Annotated in this window: 16 protein-coding genes and 1 rRNA gene; 10 read left to right on the top strand and 7 right to left on the bottom strand. The window is 71.5% G+C overall.

Annotated elements, in window-relative coordinates; translation table 11 throughout:
• Positions 1–71: 71 nt before the first annotated feature.
• Positions 72–1598: a CitMHS family transporter gene (locus AS029_RS15165; protein ID WP_058233440.1), complete on the bottom strand. Its 1527-nt coding sequence runs from the start codon at positions 1596–1598 to the stop codon at positions 72–74.
• A gap of 182 nt (positions 1599–1780) precedes the next feature.
• Between AS029_RS15165 and AS029_RS15160 the strand changes: the two genes are divergently transcribed.
• The gene (locus AS029_RS15160) at positions 1781–3394 is read left to right on the top strand and encodes a sensor histidine kinase (protein ID WP_175456673.1); all 1614 of its coding nucleotides are present in this window, start codon (positions 1781–1783) and stop codon (positions 3392–3394) included.
• The gene (locus tag AS029_RS15155; protein ID WP_058233439.1) at positions 3391–4041 is read left to right on the top strand and encodes a response regulator; all 651 of its coding nucleotides are present in this window, start codon (positions 3391–3393) and stop codon (positions 4039–4041) included. Before AS029_RS15160 ends, AS029_RS15155 begins: the two co-directional genes overlap by 4 nt.
• A gap of 167 nt (positions 4042–4208) precedes the next feature.
• Here AS029_RS15155 and AS029_RS15150 read toward each other — a convergent pair whose 3' ends face one another.
• Positions 4209–5492, bottom strand: coding sequence for an alpha-amylase family glycosyl hydrolase (locus AS029_RS15150; RefSeq protein WP_058233438.1), 1284 nt, complete (start codon positions 5490–5492; stop codon positions 4209–4211).
• Between the two features lie 182 nt (positions 5493–5674).
• Positions 5675–6904 carry an ROK family protein gene (locus AS029_RS15145; protein WP_058233437.1) on the bottom strand — a complete coding sequence of 410 codons (1230 nt, stop codon included), beginning with the start codon at positions 6902–6904 and terminating at the stop codon, positions 5675–5677.
• Positions 6905–7018: 114 nt separating this feature from the next.
• Between AS029_RS15145 and AS029_RS15140 the strand changes: the two genes are divergently transcribed.
• Genes AS029_RS15140 through AS029_RS15125 form a run of 4 tightly spaced genes read left to right on the top strand, consistent with a single transcriptional unit; the run spans position 7019 to position 11880 of the window.
• Complete coding sequence (locus AS029_RS15140) at positions 7019–8332, top strand: ABC transporter substrate-binding protein (protein ID WP_058233436.1); 1314 nt, start codon at positions 7019–7021, stop codon at positions 8330–8332.
• Positions 8329–9243 carry a carbohydrate ABC transporter permease gene (locus AS029_RS15135; RefSeq protein ID WP_058233435.1) on the top strand — a complete coding sequence of 305 codons (915 nt, stop codon included), beginning with the start codon at positions 8329–8331 and terminating at the stop codon, positions 9241–9243. Before AS029_RS15140 ends, AS029_RS15135 begins: the two co-directional genes overlap by 4 nt.
• Complete coding sequence (locus AS029_RS15130; RefSeq protein WP_228375966.1) at positions 9240–10166, top strand: carbohydrate ABC transporter permease; 927 nt, start codon at positions 9240–9242, stop codon at positions 10164–10166. The genes AS029_RS15135 and AS029_RS15130 overlap by 4 nt, the downstream gene beginning before the upstream one ends.
• A gap of 31 nt (positions 10167–10197) precedes the next feature.
• The gene (locus AS029_RS15125; protein ID WP_058233434.1) at positions 10198–11880 is read left to right on the top strand and encodes a glycoside hydrolase family 13 protein; all 1683 of its coding nucleotides are present in this window, start codon (positions 10198–10200) and stop codon (positions 11878–11880) included.
• A 154-nt stretch (positions 11881–12034) separates the two neighbouring features.
• Here AS029_RS15125 and AS029_RS15120 read toward each other — a convergent pair whose 3' ends face one another.
• Genes AS029_RS15120 through AS029_RS15105 form a run of 4 tightly spaced genes read right to left on the bottom strand, consistent with a single transcriptional unit; the run spans position 12035 to position 16129 of the window.
• Positions 12035–12847 carry a glycosyltransferase family 2 protein gene (locus AS029_RS15120; RefSeq protein ID WP_058233516.1) on the bottom strand — a complete coding sequence of 271 codons (813 nt, stop codon included), beginning with the start codon at positions 12845–12847 and terminating at the stop codon, positions 12035–12037.
• Positions 12844–13851, bottom strand: a complete 1008-nt coding sequence (locus AS029_RS15115) for a glycosyltransferase (RefSeq protein WP_058233433.1) — start codon at positions 13849–13851, stop codon at positions 12844–12846. Before AS029_RS15115 ends, AS029_RS15120 begins: the two co-directional genes overlap by 4 nt.
• Entirely contained in the window at positions 13845–14981 is a 1137-nt protein-coding gene (locus AS029_RS15110; RefSeq protein WP_058233432.1) for a glycosyltransferase, read from the bottom strand. The genes AS029_RS15115 and AS029_RS15110 overlap by 7 nt, the downstream gene beginning before the upstream one ends.
• Complete coding sequence (locus AS029_RS15105) at positions 14978–16129, bottom strand: glycosyltransferase (protein ID WP_058233431.1); 1152 nt, start codon at positions 16127–16129, stop codon at positions 14978–14980. Before AS029_RS15105 ends, AS029_RS15110 begins: the two co-directional genes overlap by 4 nt.
• 57 nt (positions 16130–16186) lie before the next feature.
• On the opposite strand from AS029_RS15105, the gene AS029_RS15100 reads away from it, so the two are divergent.
• The 4 genes from AS029_RS15100 to AS029_RS15085 all read left to right on the top strand — a co-directional run.
• Positions 16187–17128 carry a WcbI family polysaccharide biosynthesis putative acetyltransferase gene (locus AS029_RS15100; RefSeq protein WP_058233515.1) on the top strand — a complete coding sequence of 314 codons (942 nt, stop codon included), beginning with the start codon at positions 16187–16189 and terminating at the stop codon, positions 17126–17128.
• Positions 17125–18120 (top strand): glycosyltransferase, encoded by a 996-nt coding sequence (locus tag AS029_RS15095; protein WP_058233430.1) that lies wholly within the window; start codon positions 17125–17127, stop codon positions 18118–18120. Before AS029_RS15100 ends, AS029_RS15095 begins: the two co-directional genes overlap by 4 nt.
• Positions 18121–18140: 20 nt before the next feature.
• Positions 18141–19451 (top strand): glycosyltransferase family 2 protein, encoded by a 1311-nt coding sequence (locus AS029_RS15090; protein ID WP_228375965.1) that lies wholly within the window; start codon positions 18141–18143, stop codon positions 19449–19451.
• Positions 19452–20004: 553 nt separating this feature from the next.
• Positions 20005–20356 (top strand): 16S ribosomal RNA (locus tag AS029_RS15085); the annotation flags it as partial.

The raw sequence follows: 20356 nt of genomic DNA, 5'->3' as shown, positions 1-20356 counted from the left end.
CGTGAGTCCGCCCTGAACGCGGCAGGACCCCGGATGCCGTGGCATCCGGGGTCCTGCTCGAGCGAGCGCCGTCAGCGCAGCAGCGGCACCGCGCCCACCAGTACGCCCACGGCGAGCATGACGAGCGAGACGACCGTTGCGCGCCACAGCACCTTCTTGTGATGGTCGCCGAGGTTGACGCCGGCGAGCGAGACGAGCAGCAGGATCGCGGGCACGAGCGGGCTCTGCAGGTGCACGGGCTGGCCGGTGATCGAGGCGCGGGCCATCTCGACCGGGGCGATGCCGTAGTTCGCGGCGCTCTCGGCGAGCACGGGCAGGATGCCGAAGTAGAACGCGTCGTTCGACATGAAGAACGTGAACGGGATCGACAGCACACCGGTGATGACGGCGAGGAACGGACCCATCGACGAGGGGATCACCTGGGTGATCCAGTCGGCCATGGCGGTGACCATGCCGGTGCCGTTCAGCACGCCGACCAGCACACCGGCTGCCAGCACCATCGACACGACACCCACGATGCTCGGCGCGTGAGCGACGATCTCGTCGGCCTGGCCGCGGAGCTTGGGGAAGTTGACGATGAGGGCGACGGCGGCTCCCACCATGAAGACGAACGCCAGCGGGAAGAGGTCGAGCACCAGCAGCACCATGACGGCGACCGTCAGCGCCAGGTTGAACCAGATGAGCTTGGGACGCAGCGTCGCGCGGTTGGGGTCGAGCATCGTGTCGGCCATCGCGGTGTCGGCGGCCTCGACGAGCTGCGGGGCGGCCACGGCATCGCGGCCGCCGCGGACGGTGACGATGTTGCCGGTGCGCAGCGAGGCGAGGGCGCCGGGCTTGTGCTCCGCGCCGCGGAAGATCTTGGGGGCGCCGAGGCGGCCGAAGCCGCCGGGGCCGTCGATCTTGGCGGTGTCGACGGAGCCGGCGAGACGCTTGCGCTCCGACAGGCCTAGGAACCAGGCGAAAGCGAGCGCGACGACCAGACCCGCCAGCAGCGAGGGCAGCATCGGAACGAAGACGTCGGTGGGCTGCAGCCCGAGCGCGGTCGCGGCGCGGACGGTGGGGCCGCCCCACGGCACGATGTTCAGCGTGCCGTTCATCAGGCCCGCGACGCAGGTCAGCACGACGGGGCTCATGCCCAGGCGCAGGTACAGCGGCAGCATGGCCGAGGTGGTGATGATGAAGGTCGTCGAGCCGTCGCCGTCGAGCGAGACCGCGCCGGCGAGGATCGCCGTGCCGAGCACGATCTTCGCGGGGTCGTCGCCCAGGAAGCGCGTGATCACGCGGATGAGCGGGTCGAACAGCCCCACGTCGATCATGATCCCGAAGTACATGATCGCGAAGAGCAGCAGGGCGGCGGTCGGTGCCATCTTGCCGATCGCGTCGATCACCATGTCGCCCAGGCCGAAGCCCGCGCCGGCGATGAGGCCGAAGACCGTCGGAACGACGATGAGGGCGACCATCGGGGTCATGCGCCGCGTCATGATGAGGGCCATGAAAGACAGGACCATGAGGAAGCCGAGGGCGACGAGCACACCGTCGGCGGGCGTGTAGGCCACCGGGTACTCGGCGGCTTCGGCCGCAAGGATCAGGGGGGTCATCGCGACTCCTTCGTCGAGACGGGCGCGGCTGTCGCGCTGTCGATGCGGTGACATTACGGATGCCATGCACCTGAGCGCGCGCTTGCTCGCATTGCACCCGCTTATGCGCGTACCGTGTGTTCTGCGCATTTCGCGCACCGCCCCCGGCAGCGCACCGGGCGACGGACGGGTCGGAGGTGGGAATGCGGTTCGCCACGAGGATGCTCGTCGTCCAGGTCGCCACGCAGGTCGCGGTCGTCGCCGTGTGCACCGCGGTCTTCGCGTGGCTCGGTGTGCAGCAGCTGAAGGCCGAGGCCGACTCCTCGGCACTGAACATCGCCCGTTCCGTCGCGGAGTCTCCCGAGGTGCGAGACCTGGTGACGCAGTACTCCGCCGACCCGGGCACCCCGGATGCCACGGGACTGCGCGACGGGGTGCTGCAGCAGTACGCCGCCGACGTCACCGCGCGCACCGACGGTCTGTTCGTCGTCATCACCGACGACCACGGCATCCGTCTCGCTCATCCGGACCCCGACCGCCTCGGACAGGTCGTCAGCACGAGCTTCGCCGACGCGCTCGCCGGGCGCGAGGTCGTGACGTGGGAAGTGGGCACGCTGGGGGAGTCGGCCCGCGCCAAGGTGCCCGTGTACCCGCCCGCCGGCGGTGCCCCGGTGGGAGAGGTGAGCGTCGGGTTCGAGCGCGCGAGCGTGTTCGACGACCTGCCCGCCCTCGTCGCCGGCATCGCCGTCGCGGTGCTGCTGGCCGTCGCCATCGGTGCGCTCGTCGCGCTGCTCATGCGCCGCCGCCTCGAGCGCCTCACGCTCGGCGTGCAGCCGGAGGAGCTAGCCGCCCTCGTGCAGACCCAGACCGCCGTGCTCGAGAGCGCCGACGAGGGCGTGCTCGCCCTCGACGACGCAGGGGTCGTTCGCGTGTGCACCGCCGCGGCCGAGAGGCTTCTCGGCACCACGGATGCCGTGGGCCGCCCCCTCGCCGCGCTCGCCCTCCCGCCGGCCGTGGTCACCGCGCTCGCCGGTGCCGGAGCGAGCACGGGCCTTCCGATCGGCGACCGCGTCGTGTTCATCGACGTGCGACCGGTGCGCCGCGGATCCCGCACCCTCGGCCGCGTCGCGGTGCTGCGCGACCGCACCGACGTGGCGGCCCTGTCGGGGCGGCTCGACAGCGTCCGCGCGATGGGCGACGCGCTGCGCGTCCAGCGCCACGAGAACGCCAACCGCCTGCATGCGGCGGTGGGGCTGCTCGACGCCGGCCGCACCGACGAGGCGCGCGCATTCCTCGCCGACCTCGTCGACCGCGGCTCCGTCGACTGGGCGGTGCCCGGCATCGACCTCGTGGGCGATGCGATGCTGCAGTCGTTCCTCGGGGCGAAGGCGCTCGCCGCGCGCGAGCGGGGTGTGGCGCTCCGCGTCTCCGATGACACCTACCTCCGCGGAACCGTCGACGACGTCGAAGACGTGGTGGCGGTCCTCGGCAACCTCGTCGACAACGCGGTCACCGCCACGGCGTCCGGCCCCGAGCCGCGCGAGGTGGAGATCGCGGTGCTCGGCGACGGCGATGCCATCGTGCTCACGGTGTCCGACACCGGCGAAGGGATCGCCGACATCGATGCCGTGTTCACCCCGCGCGAGCGCGATGACGACCCCGCCGCGGTGCACGGCCTCGGCATCGGCCTGCCGCTCTCGCGCGAGTTCGCGCGGCGCCGCGGGGGAGACGTCTGGATCGTCGAGCCGGGCGGCGACCGGCGAGGTGCCGTGGTGGCCGCGCGCCTGCCCGGCGTGCTGCGAGGAGAGAACCCATGACCGACATCCGCGTCCTCGTCGTCGACGACGACTTCCGCGTCGCGGGTCTGCACCGCGACGCCGTCGCCTCGCGCCCCGGCTTCGTCGCCCTCGAGCCCGCGCGCACCGTGGGCGAGGCCCGCGCCGCGCTCGCCGCGCACCGGCCCGACCTGCTCCTCGCCGATGTGTACCTGCCCGACGGCGACGGGGTGGAGCTGGTGCGGTCCGCCGGCGTCGACGCCTTCGTGCTGTCGGCGGCGACGGATGCCGAGACCGTCCGCCGCGCGTTCACCGCCGGCGCCCTCGCCTACCTGGTCAAGCCGTTCGACACCCGCGTCCTGGCGGAACGCCTCGACCGGTACGCCCGCTACCGCAACCTGCTGACCAGCAGTCGGCCGCTCTCACAGGACGACATCGACCGCGCGGCATCCGTGATGCGGGGCGAGCGCGAAGGTCCCTCGCTCGCCCGATCGGCGACGGAGCAGACCGTGCTGGCCGCCCTCGGCGCTGACGAGGCCTCGGCGAGCGAAGTCGCCGAGCGCACCGGTGTCTCGCGCGCCACCGCGCAGCGGCACCTCACGGCCCTGGCCGAGCGGGGACTGGTGCAGGTGAGTCTGCGCTACGGCTCCACCGGCCGCCCCGAGCACCGTTTCCGCGCCGGCGCCTGACCCTCCCACGCGAAGGTGGCCGAGCGTGTCGACGTCACCGGGCGTGCGGTGTCTCGACGGGGCTGATGGGGACGTGGCTGAGCCTGTCGGAGCCACCGGGGGCTGCGCGGGTCCCGGTCCCTTCGACGGGCTCAGGGACCTCGTACCAGACCCCACCCCCGCCGCATTCACGCCTCCAGCACCACCCACCCCCGCGGGCCGAGCTCGACCCGCCCGCCGACCGGTGTTCCCTGCCCGGCGACGACCCCGTGTCCGTCCGCGACGGGCAGCGAGACCGGCTCCTCGCCGATGTTCAGCGCCACCACGACCGCGTCGTCGCCGATCGCCGTACGCAGGGCGATGGCCGCGTTCGCGACCTCGACGACGTCGGTGTGCGCGCGCCAGAGCCAGGGCTTGCGCCGCCGCAGCGCGATGAGCGCCCGATGCGCCTCGAGGATGCGGGCATCGCCCCCGGCCTCGTCCGGCGACGCGGGGAACTCCGGTCGCACCGCGTCGTCGCCGCCGAGCCGCTCTTCCTTCACTCCCGTCCAGCCGAACTCGTCGCCGGCGTAGACCGACGGCGTGCCGGCGACCGTGAAGAGCACGGCGAGCGCGTGCGGCACCAGCTCGGCGCCGATCGCCGACGCGATGCGGGTGACGTCGTGGTTGCCGACGAAGGTCTGCGGTGCGAACGTCGCCAGCAGCTCGTCGTGCCTCTCGATGGCGTGGCTCAGCTCGAAGAGGTTCCCGTCGGCGATGCCGTGCCAGATGCCCTGCCACAGCTCGTACTGCGTGAGCGAGTCCATCGTCGACTCCTCGACGATCCGCGCGGCTTCGCCGTGGATCACCTCGCCGAGGAACCACGCCTCGGGGAAGCGCTCGCGCACGCGCGGCAGCACCTCGGCCCAGAACGACGAGGGCACCGCGTACGCGGCATCCAATCTCCACCCGTCGATTCCGCGATCGAGCCAGTGGCACATCACGTCGACGACGAGGTCGACGACAGCGGGGGAGGAGTGGTCGAGGGCGACGAGCGCGTCATGCCCCTCGAAGACGTCGGCCTCGAAGCCTCCGTCGACCCAGCGCCCGCGCAAGAGGTTCGGGCCATCCGGGGTCAGACTCGTGAAGGCGGCGTGCCCACGCCCCACATGGTTGAAGACCCCGTCGAGCAGGATCCGGATGCCGCGCTCCCGCGCTGCGGCGACGAGGCGGTCGAAGTCCCCGTCGTCGCCGAGCCGCGGGTCGATGCGGAAGTGATCGACCGTGTCGTAGCCGTGCGTCTCGGCGGCGAACACCGGACCGAGCAGCAGACCGTTCAACCCCAGCTCGATGACGTGGTCGAGCCAGGGCTCGAGGCGGTCCAGGCGGTGTACCGGTGCGGCATCCGGGTCCACGCCGTCGCGGATCGGCGCCCCCGCGAATCCCAGCGGGTAGACGTGCCACCAGATGACGTGTTCGGGCCACGCGGGCATGGGTCCTCCTCCGCCCGGCGGCTCGGGAGCCGGGTCTCCTCGACGCTATCCGCCCCTCCCCGCACGTCCCCGAGGGTTGCGCCCGCGGCCCATCTCGCGTGAGTCGCCACGTTCTGTCGCCTCCGGCGCGGCGGAAGCGACAAAACCTGGCGACTCACGCGGGGGCCCGCCGGGGCGTGCGCTCACGCCCGCGCCCGGTCGTCCTCCGGCAGGGCGAAGGCGTCGAGGTCGAGCGCGTGCGCCCGCGCGGCTTCCACCGCCGCGGCCACCGCCCCGATCGAGACGATGTCGGCGCCGAGCGTCGAGGCGACGATCCGCGGGGCGGGCAGGTGCAGCGAGTCGGGGATGGCGTCGATCGCGGCCTCGATGATGGGTCCCGAGCCCGCGGCGATCGCTCCCGACACGACGACGAGCTCCACGTCGAAGAGGCTGCCGAAGATCGCCGCCACGCCGGCGAGCGCCCCGCCCACCTCGCGGGCGACCTCCAGGGCCCCCGCGTCCCCGGCCGCCGCGAGGTCGAGCACCGTCTTGGCCTCGAGATGGTCGGGATCGATCGCGCGTAGAGCGCTGTCGGGGGGCAGAGCGCCGGATGCCAGTGCGGCGCGCGCCGCCTCGACGCATCGCGGGGCGAGGCCCCACGCGCTGCCGACCCCCTCGACGCGGTCGAAGGCCACGGTCTCTCCGGCGCCGCCGTGGGTGCCGCGCAGCAGGCGCCCGTCCACGCTGATGCCCGCGCCGAAGCGCTCCCCGGCCAGGAGCGCGACGAAGTCGTCGCAGCCGGCGGCCGCGCCGTGCGTGCGTTCGGCGACCGCGGCGAGGGTCGCGTCGTTCTCCACCCGCACCAGCGGCGCCCAGGCGGCGAACGTCTCGATGAAGTCGGGGTTCATCCGCGCCCAGAACCCGTCGTGGTGCACGGGGGAGCGACCCTGCCGGTTCACGGGGGCGGGGACCCCGACGCAGAGGGCGACGACCTCATCGCGCGACCGTCGAGCGCGGGTGAGGGCGGCACCGACCGTCGCTTCCGCGGCCCGCCGGCGTCGCTCGGGGGAGTCGAGCTCGGGGTCGACCGTCAGGCGCGAGGCGCCGATCGTGCGGCCGCGCAGGTCGGCGACGGTCGCCGTGAGGTGGCCGCGGCCGGCGTCGACCCCGACCACCACCCCGGCGTCGGGCCGGAAGGCGAAGCGGCGCGCGGGCCGGCCCTTCGAGTACTCGCCGACCGCCCGAGCGTTGGGCATCTCCGCGAGGAGCCCGCGCGCAGTGAGTTCGTCGACGACGTCGATCGCCGTCGAGCGGGTGAGTCCCACCGCCGCGATCACGTCGCTGGCGGTGAACGCCTCGGAGTCCCAGGCCGCGGCGAGCACCGCGTCGAGGTTGTGGCGGCGCAGCGACGGCGTCGCCGTCATGGCATCCATCGGCACGCTTGACCCCTTTCGGTTCTGCTGCAATACTGCCTGCACGACATTGATTTGGCGAGTAGATTTACTCGCTGACACAACATATTCGCAGTGCGGCGGAGGAGGCAGCTGGTGTCGACGAAGATCAGGGCGGGGCGACGATGGATCGCCGCGACCGCGGTGGGGGTGCTGGGGGCGGCGATGCTCGCCGGGTGCTCCGCCGATGGGCGCGAGACGATCCGATTCACCTTCAGCAAACGCGAGGCGCTGTCGTTCATGAACGACGTGGTCGCCGAGTACAACGCCTCGCAAGCCGCGGTGCGCGTCGAGATGGACAGCTCGGGAGTCGACGTGGTCTCGGCAAGCTTCGTCCGCGGCAACCCGCCCGACATCATGCTGGCCAACTACAACTACGAGACCGCCCGCTTCGTCCAGCGGTGCGCGCTGAGCGACCTCTCGGGCACGACGGCCGCGAGCACGGTGCGCGACGACCTGCAGCCCCTCATGGACCAGTACGGCTCGTGCGAGGGGCGCACCAGCGCGCTGCCCTACTCGGTCATGGCGGCCTCGGTCATCTACAACCAGCAGATCTTCGACCAGTACGGCCTCGAGGTTCCGACCACGTGGGACGAGCTGCTCGAGGTCTCCGAGACGCTGAAGGCCAATGGCGTCACGCCCTTCTACGGCACCTTCAAAGACGACTGGACCGTCGGTCAGGGCTGGTACGACTACTCCGTCGGCGGATCGCTCGACGTCATCGACTTCTTCGACGCGCTCGCCGCCGAGGGCGACCAGGTCGGCCCGCAGTCGGCGGTGTCGTTCGCGAAGGACTTCAGCGAGCCGATGGACCGCATGCTCGAGCTCGCCGAGAACTACACGAACCAGGATGCCGAGAGCCGGGCCTACGGCGACGGCAACCTCGCGTTCGCTCAGGGGCAGGCGGCCATGTACCTGCAGGGCCCGTGGGCGCTCGGCGAGATCGCCAAGACCTCGCCCGACCTGCCCGTCGGCACCTTCCCGCTGCCCATGACCGACGACCCGGCCGACCTGAAGGTCCGCGTCAACATGGACCTCGCGGCCATCATCCCCGAGGCGTCCCGCCACAAGGATGCCGCCCGCGACTTCCTCGAGTACCTGTACCGGCCCGAGGTGATCGAGGCCTACAACGAGTCGCAGCTCGGCTTCGCGCCGACGAAGGACGCCCCCTCGCCGAGCGACCCCCGCATCGCGGGAATGGTGCCCTACTACGACGAGGGCCGCATCTACCAGGGCGCCTCGGTGCTCGTGCCCAAGACCATCCCGGTCTTCAACTACGTGCAGGCGATGCTCTTCGGCGCCTCGCCGCAGGCCACCCTGAACACCCTCGACGAGGACTGGTCGCGGCTCGCCTTCCGCCAGCCGCCGGCCTCGACCACCGACGCATCCGGCGAGGAGGCCGCGCGATGAGCACCACGACCACGATCGTCACGGGAGGGAAGGCGGCCGCGCGCCGCAGCACCCGCCGCGTGGAGCCGATCTACTACCTGTTCCTGCTGCCGACGCTCGTGCTGTTCACGCTCGCGATCACGGTGCCCGGCATCATCGGGATCTTCTTCAGCTTCACCGACTCGATCGGTCTCGGCGAGTGGAACTTCACGGGGCTGACGAACTACATCGCCATCTTCAGCGACCCGGCCATCCTGCAGGCCTATCTGTTCACCTTCGGGTTCTCCGTCGCGACGGTCATCGTCGTGAACATCGCGGCATTCCTGCTGGCGGTGGGCCTGACCGCGCAGATCCGCTTCAAGAAGGCACTGCGCACGGTCTTCGTCATCCCGATGGTGATCTCGGGCATCATCATCGCCTACGTCTTCAACTTCCTCTTCAGCAACTCCGTTCCCGAGGCGGGAGCCGCCATCGGCATCCCGTGGCTCGAGACGAGCCTGCTGGCCAACCCCGACCTGGCGTGGGTCGCGATCGTCATCGTCACGGCGTGGCAGGCGATCCCCGGCACGCTGCTGATCTACATCGCGGGGCTGCTGTCGGTGCCCGGCGACGTCTACGAGGCGGCCGGTCTCGACGGGGCGAGCAAGACGCAGCAGCTGCTGCGCATCACCCTCCCGCTGGTCGCCGGCTACGTGGTGATCAACATCATCCTGGGCTTCAAGGGCTTCCTGAACGCCTACGACATCATCGTCGGTCTCACCGGCGGCGGCCCCGGCACCGCGACCCGCAGCGTCGCGATGTCGATCATCCTCGGCTTCAACGGTGGCGATTACGCCTACCAGATGGCGAACGCGGCGCTCTTCTTCGTCGTCGCCGTCGTCATCTCGCTCCTCCAGCTCTCCCTGACCCGGGGAAGGAACACCCTGTCATGACCGCTCTCAACCAGCCCGCGCTCGCCTTCGAGCAGGCCGAACTCGCCTTTCCCGAGCGGCAGGGGACCGAACCACCGCGCCGCCGCTTCCGCCGCGTGGGAACCGAACGCATCAACTGGTCGACGACGACCATCCTCGTGCTCTGCTCCCTCACCGTGCTGCTGCCGCTGTACGTCACCGTCTCGATGGCGCTCAAGAGCGGTACCCAGGTCGTCGACGGCAACGCCTTCTCGTTCCCCTCGCCGATCAGCTTCGACGGCTTCGTGCAGGCGTGGACCCTGACGAGGTTCCCCGTGGGCCTCGCCGTCTCGCTGCTCGTGACCGCCGGCACGGTCGCGGCCACGATCATCCTCGCGGCCTTCGCCTCGTACGCCATCGCCCGCAACTGGGACCGCAAGCTCTTCCGCTACTCGTTCTTCTATCTGCTGGCCGCGATGTTCATCCCGTTCCCGGTGGTGGCCCTCCCGCAGATCCAGCTCACCGGACGCGTCGGGCTCGACAACCCGGTCGGCGTGATCATCCTCGCCACGATGTTCCAGCTGAGCTTCAGCGTCCTGCTGTTCACGGCGTTCCTGCGCTCGATCCCGCTCGAGCTCGAAGAGAGCGCGCGCATCGACGGCGCGACCACGTGGCAGACGTTCTGGCGGCTCATCTTCCCGCTCCTGGCTCCGATGAGCGCCACGGTCGGCATCTTCGCGTTCCTCTACGCCTGGAACGACTTCATGATGCCCTCGCTCATCATCAGCGACCCGGCGCTGCAGACCCTGCCGGTGCGCCAGAACCTGTTCCAGACGCAGTTCAGCAACAACTACAACGTCGCCTTCGCCTCCTACCTCATGGCCATGGCTCCCGCGATCGTCGCCTACCTCTTCACCCAGCGATGGGTGATGGCGGGCGTCACGCAGGGCGCCATCAAGGGCTGACCTCACCACCCCCCTCGAAAGGACCCCGTACGTGACCACCGCCGCACCCTCCGTGCAGACCCGCGAGCTCTCCGACGCCCCCGACTGGTGGCGCCAGGCCGTGGTGTACCAGGTGTATCCCCGCAGCTTCGCCGACACCGACGGCGACGGCCTGGGCGACATCCGCGGGATCACCTCGCGCGTGCCGTACCTCGCAGAGCTGGGGGTGGATGCCGTCTGGCTCAGCCCCTTCTACCCCTCCGACCTCGCCGACGGCGGGTACGACGTCGCCGACTACCGCGACGTCGACCCGAAGCTCGGGACCCTGGCCGACATGGACGAGCTCATCGCGCAGCTGCACGCCCACGGCATCCGGATCGTCGTCGACATCGTGCCGAACCACACCTCCGACAAGCACGTCTGGTTCCAGGAGGCGCTCGCCGCGGGTCGAGGTTCCGCGGCCCGCGAGCGGTACATCTTCCGCGAGGGCACCGGCGTCGACGGTTCCGAGCCGCCCACCGACTGGGAGTCGCTGTTCGGCGGCTCCGCGTGGGAGCGCGTCGACGACGGGCAGTGGTACTTGCACAACTTCGACGTCTCGCAGCCCGATCTCAACTGGGACAACCGCGAGGTGCGCGACGATTTCCTCACCACGCTGCGGTTCTGGAGCGACCGCGGTGTCGACGGCTTCCGCATCGACGTCGCGCACATGCTGACGAAGGATCTCACCGAGCCCCTGCCCTCGCGGGCCGAGCTCGCGGCGCTGCCCTTCGACGGCACGCACCCGCTGGTCGACCGCGACGACGTGCACGAGGTCTACGCCGAGTGGCGCGCCGTGTTCAACTCCTACGACCCGCCGCGCACCGCGGTCGCCGAGGCGTGGGTGCACCCCTCGCGCGTCCCGCTGTACGCCAGTGCCGAGAGCCTGGGCCAGGCGTTCAACTTCGACCTGCTCGAAGCCGACTTCGACCCCGCGCAGTTCCGCCGGATCGTCGCCGACAACCTCGCCCTGGCCGCCGAGTCGGGCTCCTCCACGACGTGGGTGCTGTCGAACCACGACGTCGTCCGTCACGCCACGCGCTACGGACTCCCCGACGCCGAGCGCGGCGCCGACGGCCGCCCGACCCTGAAGCACGGCAACGAGTGGCTGCTCTCCGGCGGTCAGTCGCCGACGCTCGACGCCGCCCGTGGTGAGCGCCGCGCCCGCGCCGCGGCCACGTTCGTGCTGGGGCTGCCCGGCTCCGCGTACCTGTACCAGGGTGAGGAGCTCGGCCTGCACGAGGTCGCCGAGATCCCCGACGCCGAACGACAGGACCCGACGTTCTTCCGCAGCCCCGGCATCGATCAGGGGCGAGATGGATGCCGTGTGCCGCTGCCGTGGACCCACGACGGTCCCGCGTTCGGCTTCGGCTCCGCGGGCGCCCACCTGCCGCAGCCGGAGTGGTTCGGCGCCTATGCGGTCGACGTCCAAGACGGCGACCCGGCCTCGACCCTGTCGCTGTACCGCCGCGCGCTCGAGCTGCGCCACGATCTGCAGACCGACGAGCAGCTGCAGTGGGTCGACGCGGGCCGCGACGATGTCGTGGCGTTCGAGCGCCCGAACGGCTGGACGGTCGTGACGAACTTCGGCACCGACCCTGCTGAACTCCCCGTGGGCGAGGTGCTCCTGTCGAGCGCACCGCTCGACGGCGACGCCCTGCCCGGCGAGACCACGGTCTGGCTCCGCCGCGCCTGACCGCCTCGACGAAGCCCCGGCGCAGCTCGCGTCGGGGCTTCGTCGCGCCCCGCAACCCCCTCGAGCGTCCGGCACGCCGTCCGCTCGGCATCGCCCCGGACGCTCGCCGCATCCCGCCGACCCCGTTCCGACCGATGACGGGGCCGTCACACCTTCAGCGCACCCGCACCCATCCGTCGCCGCGCCGTTCGATCGCCCCGGCCGCGGCGAAGGCCTCGAGCCACCCGCCCATGGGCCACTCGCCCCACCGCTCGAAGAACGCGGCGCCGTTGCGCAGGATGTCGTCGAGGTGCTGCCACGGTGGAGACGACACCGGATGCCACTGGTGGTAGGCATCCGCTCCGCCGATCCACCGCATCTCGACGCTCCGGGCGCGGGCCGTCCAACCGAGGTCGGTGTCCTCGGCGCCATAGCCCTCGTAGCCGGGATGGAAACCGCCGATGCGGTTCCACGTGGCAGGCGTCACGGCGAACGACAGCGACCAGAACAGGTCGTACTCGGCCGGTGTCGCGGCCCGCGTCCCGCCGACGGGAAGTGCCGGACGCGCCCGGTGCGGACGGGTGAGGAACGGCAGGTCGGAGGCGCTTTCTGGCCGCTGCACGCTCGCGAGGTACGTGACGGCGCCGGCGAGCAACGCCCCCGGACGCGCGTCCGCCGCAGCGCGGTACCCGGTCAGCAGGTCGGGCCCGGGCAAGCAATCCACGTCGAGGAACACCAGCAGCTCCGCGCCCGCGGTCATCGCGGCCTCCGCCGCCCGATTGCGCCCCTCGCCGACGCGGAATCCGTGGGGCCCCGGCGGCACGTGCAGCGTGACGGTGTCGGCATCCCGGATGCCATCCGGCAGCGTCTCGTCGAGCCAGGCCTCCACCCGCACGATGTCACCCGCCACCTCGGCGAGCATGCGCCGCTGACGGTCGAGGTGCTCGCGTCGCGCGGACGAGGCGACGGTGATGACGGCGGTCCTCACGACGGTGTCCCCTCGATCGCGTCGGCCATGCGCCGGGCCGCGCCCGCGACCCGCCACCGCGTCCAGTCCGGTGCGTCGGCGGCCGCCCGTTCGATCAGAGCGACCAGGTCCGGGGCCGAGACGTCCTCCGGCGCCTGACGCGCGAGACCCCACGCGGCGAGGGCGTCGGCGGTGGCGTGCTGTTCGTCGAAGGGCCGATCCTGCGCGATGACGACGGCGCGGGCTCCGGATGCCGCGAGGTCGGCCACGCTGTTCTGTCCCGCCGCGCTGACGACCACCGTGCTGCGGGTCAGCAGCGGCCAGGGGTCGTCGACGCGCGACGCGTCGTCGTGTCCCACGGACGTCACGGTCCAGCCCCGCGTGCGCAGGAGCCGGTCGACCTCGTCGCGCACGCCGGGCCGCAGCACGCGCCCGAGCAGCAGCGCGTGCCGGCCGTCCGCCGGACCCGACGCGTCTCGCCCGTCGAAGCGCGAGATCCCGCCCGTCCACGTCACGCGATCGCCGTGGGGCGACAGGCCCGGTGCAGGCACGGCGCCCTCCGGCCACGGCGCGACGATGCGGTCGGCCAGGTCGTAGGCGAGCACATGCGCGGGGTCGACCCGTGCCCCGGGTTGCGTGACCGCGATCGTGCGCAGACCGAGCAGACGCGCGAACGCGACGACCTCGGCGCTGACGTCGACGACGAAGGTCTCCAGCCCGCGTTCCACGGCCGCCGCGGCGATCGCGGCGAGCCGCGCCCGGTGCCCGGGGTGTCCGTGGGGCGCCCAGTGCAGGTGACCGCGCACGGTCGGATCGGCGGCCCGCGGGTCGATCGGCCGCCCGTCCGGCCCCTCGAACGTGTCGGCGTCCGGCGGCAACGGCACCCACTCCACGTCTCCGGCGAGAGCGGCCGGCCGGGGCATCGACGAGAACGCGATCACGGGCGCGCGCAGGTGCGGCTGCACCGCGAGGAACCGCGAGACATGGCCGAAGCCGTGGTGGTGGACGTACCAGCCGATCACCACGACACCGCCGGCACGCGACGTGCGGCGACGGGCTGAGCGGTGTGCGCGAGCACGCGTTCGACCTCGCGGTAGCGCTGGGCGAGGGAGTGCTGGCGCACGGCCGCCCGACGCGTCCACACGCGGGTGAGCGGCTCGCGCGCGCCCTCCGCGGCGAGCTGTGCAGCCGCCTCCCCGAGCGCCACGACGTCACCGGGCATGACCGTCGCCGCGCCCGGCATCCCGGCCAGCACCTCCGACACCCCTCCGATGTCGAAGGCGGCGACGGGCGTTCCCGTTGCGAGCGCCTCGGCGATGACGAGCCCGAACGGCTCCTCCCACATCGGGGTCACCAGCGCGACGGCCGACGATCCCACCAGCCGGCAGAGATCGGGTTGGCGCAGCGGGCCGACGTAACGCGCGTGCGCGCCGAGGCGCGGCACGATCTCCTGCTCGAAGTAGTCGACGTCGCCGATGCGACCCGCCAGCACGATGTGCGCACCGGCCGAGCGGGCGGCCTCGATGGCCAGGTGCGGCGCCTTCTCGGGCACGACGCGCCCCGACCACACCCACGACGACCCGCCGTCGCCGCGCGTCCACTGGTCGGTGTCGATGCCGTTCGGGAAGACGAAGGCGTCCACCCCTTCCACCGACCACGCACGTGCCGTCGCCTGGCTCACCGCGACGAAGCGGTGCGGGCTGTCGCGCACCTCCGACGCCGCCTCCAGCATCGGCTCGAGCGGTGGTGTGTGCAGGGTCGTGACGACCGGGATGCCGGCCGCTCGGCTCCACCGGATCGGAGCCGGGTTGAGGCTGTGGTTGTCGACGACGTCGTACAGGTGCCGGTCGGCGACCAGCCGGTCGAGGGCTGCGTCGTAAGCGGAATCCACGGCGGCGGCGTACCCCTCCGGGTACTCGGTGTCCGACGAATCCTCGGGCCGGGTCCACTCGGGCACGGGGAGGCGGAACTCGGGCGCGTCGCCGAGGAAGTCCGATCCCTCCGCCGCGCACAGCGTCACCTCGTGGCCGCGGGCACGCAACCACCGCACACGATCCCAGACGCACGCCTCGAGGCCGCCGGCGTGGGGCTGGCGCAGCGGGTAGCGCGAGGGGGCGACGACGAGCACCCGCAGCGGACGCGCACCGCGGATCACGCGGCCACCTCGCTCGACAGCGCCCGGCGATACACCTCGAGATGCGCCGCGCGCACGGCGTCGAGCTCGGCACGGCGCTCCGCCCGTCGCCGGTCCACCTCGGCCGCACGAGCCGTCGATCCCGGAGCCGTCCACGCCGGGCCGGTGGCATCCACGATCGCCCGGGCGAGCGAGACCGGGTCGCCGACGTCGAAGGAGTGGAAGTCGTTCGGATGCTGCGCCGCGATGTGTCCGATCCGCGTGCTTACGATCGGCACCGCGAGGTCGTAGCAGAGCTCGGCCCAGCCGGACTGGGTGCCGTGACGATAGGGGAGCACGCACGCGTCGAGATCGGCGAGCCATGCGGCCAGCGCGTCGTCGTCGAGGCGGGCGCCGCGCTCGCACGTGACGCCGTCGGCCCCCTCGACGAGAAGGTCGATGGATGCCGCTGCCTCCGCGTCGCGGACCCGCTCGTTCATCCGCACGACGGCCTCGATGCGCGCACCCTGGGCACGCAGGTCGGCGATGGCCCGCACGAGGGTGGCGGCCGTTCCGACGCCGTCGATGTTCGGTCGGAGGTCGCGCAGGTGCACCCCCACGCGCACGGTGTCGTGGGCGATGCCCGCGGGGCGCACCGTGTCGTCGAGCAGCGTCGGGTGCGCGATCACGGTCACGGGTCGATGGGCGATCGCCTCGACGGCGGTCGCGGCGGTGCCGGTGAGGGCGATCAGCTCGTCGGCGGCTGCGGCCAGGACGGCGACCGACGCGCGATGCTCATCCTGCGCGCTCAGCTGCGGGTTCTCGAGATCGTGCACGGTGTAGACCAGAGGCCGGCCGAGGCGGTGCAGCGTCGCCGCCGTCGCCCGCAGCTCGTCAGGGCCGTAGGACTCGATACCGAAATGCACGTGGACCAGGTCGAAGTCGTCGGCGTGCGCTTCGAGCCACTCGGGCAGCAGCACCTGCGGCGGCCACCACTGGCCGCTGGGAGCACCCGGCGGCGGGGGGTCGGCGAGGAGGGTCACGCGACGGGGATCGGCGATGGCCGCGACATAGGGGTGGTTCGAGGGCACCGCGGCGATGCGAACCGGGGGAACGGTGGTGGCGACGATCTTCTTTCCTCCTCGTGCGGTGATGTGGCCATGGCGTGCGCGTACCGCATCGCCAGGCACATCGCAATGCAACGGGGCGGTTGGGACGACGATGACACCGACGGATACCTTCACATCATGGGCGGCGAGAGTGAGCGGCTGGGAAGCCTTGCGGACCACGGCGAGGCGGTGATAGCGCGACGTCGGCACTACGGCCAATTCTTCGGCCTGACGCCGTTGCCCCAGAATTTCGGCCTGGTCGTGGGCAATTGCCAAGCAGAATCACTTCGGCTGGTGATCGCATCCGACGCCCTTCCCGCCATACGCGTCCCTGCCGTCCACGAGCTCACGGCCGACGACGCACGGCGTCTGCACGAGCTCCTCGCGAGGGCCTCGTTCCTGGTCGTCCAACCGATCCGCGACGACTACCGCGGCCTCCCGCTCGGCACGGCCCAGCTGCGCGCGTCGCTGCCCACCACGGCCCGCGTCGTCACCGTTCCGGCCGTCCGCTTCGCGGGTCTGCAGCCGTTCCAGGCGGTGCTGCGCCTGCCCGCGTTCCCCGAGGACCCGCCCCTGGTGGACTACCACGACGTGCGCACCGTCGCCCAGGCCGCCGGCACCCCCGTCCCTGCCGAGCTGCCGCCCGCCGCCGTGCACGCGATCGCCGACGCTTCGGTCGCAGAACTCCGCCGCCGCGAGACCCTCGGTATCGACATCGCGGCATCCGATCTCTTCGCTCCCGTCGTAGAAGACCTCGCCCGCACGGTGAACCACCCCGGGAACGCCCTGTTCCTCCCGCTCGGCGAGCGTCTGGTCGCCGCTCTCGGCGCGCCCGGCCGCGTCGTCGATCCCGGCCGCCCGATCCTCGCCGGCGTCCGCGCCCCGCTGGAGTCGTGGGTCGTCGATGCGTGGAACCTGGATGCCGCGCCCCGCCCCGACTGGATCGTCGCGGGCGAGACCCTCTCCGCAGCCGACGTCCGCGAGGCGCACCTGGCGTACTACGCCGAACGACCCGCCCTGCTCGCCGCGGTCGTCGAGCGCATGGAGCCGCTCCTGGGCACCTGGGCGGGCGCCGCATGACCGAGCGCCCGATTCCGGATGCCGTCCCGCCGGTGCTCCTGGTGCACCCCGGGCCCCACGGCGTCGCCGTCTACGCCCGCGAAGTCGCGGCCGAGGTCGCCCGGCAGCGACCGGACGTGCGCGTGACGACGCCGGACGCGCTCGCTGATCTCCCCGCGGGAACGCCGCTGCACGCGCACGTCACCGATCGGCTTTGGGGGGCGTCGCCGGAAGAGGCGGGCCGCGCCGTCGTGGCGCTCGCGCACAGGCACCCGGTGACGGTGACCCTGCACGACGTCCCGCAGGCGTCCGACGGAGAGCGCAACCGCCCACGCCGACAGGCGTTCTACCGTGCTGTCACCGCCTCCGCCCGCGCCGTCGCCGTCAACAGCGCCCACGAGCGGGAATTGCTGCGCGAAGAGGGGGTCTGGGACGGCCCGGTCGCCGTCGTCCCGCTCCCGGTCGAGACCGTCCCGCCCTCGGCATCCGCCCCGCACGATGACGCGGTCGGCGTGCTCGGATTCTTCTACCCCGGCAAGGGGCACGACGAAGCGCTCGCCGCCACCGTCGCGGCGGGCATGAGCCGTCTCACCGTCCTCGGTCGCGCTTCCGACGGGCACGCCGCCGACCTCGACGCCTTCGTCCGTCGCGCCGACGACGCCGGTGTGACCGTCGAGGTGACGGGGTGGCTCGACGAGCCCGAGATGATCGCTCGCGCCCGTCGAGTCGCGGTGCCGGTGATCGCCCACCGCCACGTGTCGGCGTCGGGTTCGCTGGCATCGTGGATCGGTTGGGGCCGCCGGCCCCTCGCCGTGCGCAATCGCTACGTCGATGAGATGGTCGCGCTGCGCCCGGGCGCCCTCCGCGTGGTCGAGCCCGACGCCCTGGCCGGGGAGGTCGCCGCGGCGCGGGTCGATGCGGCACGCGCGTGGCACGGCCTCGACCCGGTGCCGTTCGGTCGTGTCGACGCGGCCCGCGCGTACCTCCGGTGGTGGGCGGAGGTCTTCCGATGAGCGTCGGGTGGAACGATCGGATGCCGTGGGTCCCGGGCAACCGGTGGGACCTTGTCGCCCATCGCGAGCCGGAACCCCCGCGGGTCAGCGTGATCGTGACGCACTACGACCAGCCGGCCGAGCTCGCGCGGACGCTCACCGCGCTGCGGCGGCAGGATCACCCGGCCGACCGCCTCGAGGTCATCGTGGCCGATGACGGATCCCCCCGGCGGCCGGAGGTCCCCACCGGTGTCCGCCTGGTCCGGCAGGAGGACCGCGGCTTCCGCGCCGCGGCCGCCCGTAACCTCGGTGCCGCTGCCGCGACGGGCGACGTGCTCTGCTTCCTCGACGCCGACACCACCCCCGAGCCCTCCTACGTGCGCCGTCTCTCGCGCCTGCCCGCGCTGCTGACCGAGGCGGTGACCGTGGGTCGCCGCCGTCACGCCGACCTGAGGGGAGTGGATGCCGACGTGCCCGTCGCCGAGGCCGGCCCGGCGCACGAACTGCCCGAGCCCGCCTGGCTTCGCGACGCCTATGCGCGCAGCGGCGACCTCCTGCGCGCCGACGACCGTTCGTACCGGTACGTCATCAGCGCCGTCCTCGCCTGCTCCCGCGCGTTCTTCGACGAGACCGGAGGCTTCGACGAGGAGTTCTCGTCCTACGGGGGAGAGGATTGGGAGTGGGCGCACCGCGCCTGGCAGGCGGGCGCCGTGCTCGCTCACGTCCCGGATGCCGTCGCGTGGCACGACGGCCCCGATTGGGCGGCGCGAGAGGGCGACGACCGCGTCCGCGAGGGCAACCGCCAGTCGTTGCTGCTCGCGCAGAAGATCCCGGTGCCGGGTTCCGCCGGACGCGGGCTGCTCTCCGCCACCCCCGACCTGATGGTCGAGATCCCCGCCGGACTCAGCGTGTCTGCGGAGTTCGTGTGCGTGGACTCCGTCCTTGCGACCTTCCCCCTGGCTGCGGTGGTGCTTCCGACCGAAGCGCAAAGCCCGCTCGTGCGCGCGGACCCGCGCGTCCGCGTCGCCACCGAGGCAGGAGGACTCGACGCCCGCCTGACGTTGCGCCTCGAGAGCCCGCTGGTGATCCAGGATGCCGCCCCCCTCACCGCCGCTCTCGCCTCACTGGGTGACGCTGACGTCGATGCCCTGCGTCTGATCGACCCGGCGGCGTCTCCGCTGGGCCGGGTGACGTCGCGTCGCGCCCGCCGTCGACGCGAGCGGTGGGGCACGCCCGTCGGCTTCGCCGAGAGCACTCTCACCCTTACCGGCGCGTACGTGCTTCGCGACGAACCGCACGTCGAGGCCTGGGTCGGCGGATGGGGCGGACCGGATCGCTTCGCCGCGTCCTGACAGTGGGACGCCACGGCACCCCGCACGGCGCAGGGGGAGTCACGGCGCGACACGCCCGGGATGGGGCTCGATTCGCCCGGATGCCGAAACGCACGTAACTTATTACTTGTTCGCCCCACAGGGGAGAGCGGAGCGGCCGGAAGGCCCCGCGTCCTCTCAAGTGGTGAACCACTCCCGACAGCAGCACTTGAGAGTTTCCGCTCTCTGGTCTACAGTTGGGATCCTGCCACTCGGCGCACACCCTCAGCTAACACTCTCTTCCAAGAGTTGTGTCCGGCTGTTCGGGTCACCGGTGGCCATCTAGAAGTGAACTGCCCCACGGGTCGGTCGAGAGATCGTTTCTGTGGGTGCGTCCGTTCCTTGAGAACTCAACAGCGTGCACTTGTCAAATGCCAATTTATTCCTCGTCGGTCTTCGGACTGCGAGAAATTCCTTTGGATCAAAGACCAGCCCTTTCGGGGGTTGGCAACGGATAGTCAGCAATGATTTATCTCTTTGGTCAGTTTCAAACTCGCGGCAGCATCGTTTTCCCGGTGTTGTTTGCATTTTTTCTTTTACGGAGAGTTTGATCCTGGCTCAGGATGAACGCTGGCGGCGTGCTTAACACATGCAAGTCGAACGGTGAAGCCAAGCTTGCTTGGTGGATCAGTGGCGAACGGGTGAGTAACACGTGAGCAACCTGCCCTGGACTCTGGGATAAGCGCTGGAAACGGTGTCTAATACTGGATATGAGGCGTGATCGCATGGTCATGTTTGGAAAGATTTTTCGGTCTGGGATGGGCTCGCGGCCTATCAGCTTGTTGGTGAGGTAATGGCTCACCAAGGCGTCGACGGGTAGCCGGCCTGAGAGGGTGACCGGCCACACTGGGACTGAGACACGGCCCAGACTCCTACGGGAGGCAGCA

The organism is Microbacterium enclense (assembly GCF_001456955.1).
GTDB classification, from domain to species: domain Bacteria; phylum Actinomycetota; class Actinomycetes; order Actinomycetales; family Microbacteriaceae; genus Microbacterium; species Microbacterium enclense.
Note: the sequence above shows the minus strand (reverse complement) of the source record. Positions and strands in the feature narration are given on the sequence as shown.

What these genes read in the sequence shown, in the direction of transcription:
- AS029_RS15165 (WP_058233440.1), bottom strand. Translation starts at nt 1,598, where the DNA reads ATGACCCCCCTGATCCTTGCGGCCGAAGCCGCCGAGTACCCGGTGGCC.
- AS029_RS15160 (WP_175456673.1), top strand. Translation starts at nt 1,781, where the DNA reads ATGCGGTTCGCCACGAGGATGCTCGTCGTCCAGGTCGCCACGCAGGTC.
- AS029_RS15155 (WP_058233439.1), top strand. Translation starts at nt 3,391, where the DNA reads ATGACCGACATCCGCGTCCTCGTCGTCGACGACGACTTCCGCGTCGCG.
- AS029_RS15150 (WP_058233438.1), bottom strand. Translation starts at nt 5,492, where the DNA reads ATGCCCGCGTGGCCCGAACACGTCATCTGGTGGCACGTCTACCCGCTG.
- AS029_RS15145 (WP_058233437.1), bottom strand. Translation starts at nt 6,904, where the DNA reads ATGGATGCCATGACGGCGACGCCGTCGCTGCGCCGCCACAACCTCGAC.
- AS029_RS15135 (WP_058233435.1), top strand. Translation starts at nt 8,329, where the DNA reads ATGAGCACCACGACCACGATCGTCACGGGAGGGAAGGCGGCCGCGCGC.
- AS029_RS15130 (WP_228375966.1), top strand. Translation starts at nt 9,240, where the DNA reads ATGACCGCTCTCAACCAGCCCGCGCTCGCCTTCGAGCAGGCCGAACTC.
- AS029_RS15100 (WP_058233515.1), top strand. Translation starts at nt 16,187, where the DNA reads ATGGGCGGCGAGAGTGAGCGGCTGGGAAGCCTTGCGGACCACGGCGAG.
- AS029_RS15095 (WP_058233430.1), top strand. Translation starts at nt 17,125, where the DNA reads ATGACCGAGCGCCCGATTCCGGATGCCGTCCCGCCGGTGCTCCTGGTG.
- AS029_RS15090 (WP_228375965.1), top strand. Translation starts at nt 18,141, where the DNA reads ATGCCGTGGGTCCCGGGCAACCGGTGGGACCTTGTCGCCCATCGCGAG.